This window comes from Peptacetobacter sp. AB800 (assembly GCF_047807365.1).
Taxonomy (GTDB): domain Bacteria; phylum Bacillota; class Clostridia; order Peptostreptococcales; family Peptostreptococcaceae; genus Peptacetobacter.
Map to the genome: position 1 here is coordinate 1 of NZ_JBLOUI010000083.1, position 1,540 is coordinate 1,540.

At 30.1% G+C, this 1,540-nt stretch carries 2 protein-coding genes; both read right to left on the reverse strand.

Going from position 1 to position 1,540, the window contains the following annotated elements; translation table 11 throughout:
- Nucleotides 1–289: 289 nt before the first annotated feature.
- Complete coding sequence (locus ACK2WN_RS12035; protein WP_006441087.1) at nt 290–463, reverse strand: hypothetical protein; 174 nt, start codon at nt 461–463, stop codon at nt 290–292.
- Between the two features lie 132 nt (nt 464–595).
- Nucleotides 596–1,357 carry a pentapeptide repeat-containing protein gene (locus ACK2WN_RS12040; protein ID WP_300529309.1) on the reverse strand — a complete coding sequence of 254 codons (762 nt, stop codon included), beginning with the start codon at nt 1,355–1,357 and terminating at the stop codon, nt 596–598.
- Nucleotides 1,358–1,540: the final 183 nt, after the last annotated feature.

Here is a 1,540-nt window from a genome sequence, read left to right on the forward strand (position 1 = left end):
CAGTTAGTTGAGTATAAACTAAATACTAGACCAAGAAAATGTTTAGGGTTTAAAACACCCTTCGAGATATTTTATGATAAACTGTTGCACTTAGCTTGACAATTCGCCATAAAAAAATAAAGCGTCGAATACCGTCATTTAAATGAAGCAGCACTCAACGCTTTGTTACCATTAATTATTTTAAATTCATATTGTTTTAATTCACAATGTGTATTGTATAACGAAATATACATTTTTTAAATAGTTTTTTTATATTTATATATAAAAATTTTATAATCCAGTCTTAAAACTAAAATGCCCAAGTTACAAGGACAGCTACACCAATATAAAGTGCAAATAAAATCACTCTTCTCATAGTTTTTGAAAGTTTTAAGTCTTTATCAAATTTATCTACAAGTATATTTGCACCTAGGCATAATATACATATAGCAAAAAATCTTTTTAACAATAGTATAGTACCCATTTTATTTATACCTACCTTTCGAAGTCAATCAAAGTATATATTAACATATAAAATAGGTATTCTACAATATTTTTAATAACAAATCTATTTTTATATCCTATCTTATTCTTTAATTTTAAAAAAATCTATTTTTTATTTTTCTTTAGTCCAATCTGTAGCCGTCTCACTCTGCTCTCCACTTATGCTCATTAGATATCCCAAAGCTTCTTCTTTAGTCATAAAGAAGTGTATTCCACCTGTAGAATCTCTCCACCTATCTGGGTTAAATCCTTTAGCATAAGCCATTTCTCCAACCTTATATACAAAATCTCCATCTACATAGGAAACAGCCTCATCAAATTTAACAGTTTCTGTTGGATCTGTTACAGCAAGCACCTTAGCCTTATCACATCTACAAGTATTTAATGTAGAGCTAGTTCTTCTAGCATCTGCTGGAATTAGAAGTCTAACAAGTCTAGTATTGAAACAAGTTTTCCACGCTAAAAACGCTCCTGTTTCTGGGCATACCATTTTGTAGTGTTTTGTGTTTTCATCAGTCTTTATACCGTCCATTTTTGCTTCTTCTAGGTTAGCTCCAAAAATATCCGCTCCACACAAATCTACATCTGTTAAATCTGTGTATCTTAAATTAGTCGCATGTAGTGTACAATTTTTAAAGCTAGCATTAGATAAATCTGCATGTTCAAGAAAAACATTGCTTAAATTAGAACCTTCAAAATCTACATTTGCAAGTTTTACATTCTCAAAATCTGACCAATCTAAATCTACATTTCTAAAATCTAATCCGGTAAGATCCATATCCTTAAATATACAGTTCTTCAAATCTAGTATTTCATTTTCTTTTCTATTTTTCAGTAATTCTAATAACTGTTCTTTATTTATAATTTTTTTCATAGAAATCACTTCCCTTTAGTAAAATGCACAACCATTTTGTATATTTGTATCTTTTATTTAATTATACCACCTACAATTAAGTAGGGGCTAACTTGTAGCCCCTCTCACACCACGGAGCGTGCCGTTCGGCACTCCGCGGTTCAATTTCATATAATAATCTAAGCAACTTATTAATCCTCTTTT

Bases quoted from the DNA above. Each gene is read 5' to 3' on its own strand.
- ACK2WN_RS12035 (WP_006441087.1), bottom strand. From the start codon at position 463: ATGGGTACTATACTATTGTTAAAAAGATTTTTTGCTATATGTATATTA.
- ACK2WN_RS12040 (WP_300529309.1), bottom strand. From the start codon at position 1,357: ATGAAAAAAATTATAAATAAAGAACAGTTATTAGAATTACTGAAAAAT.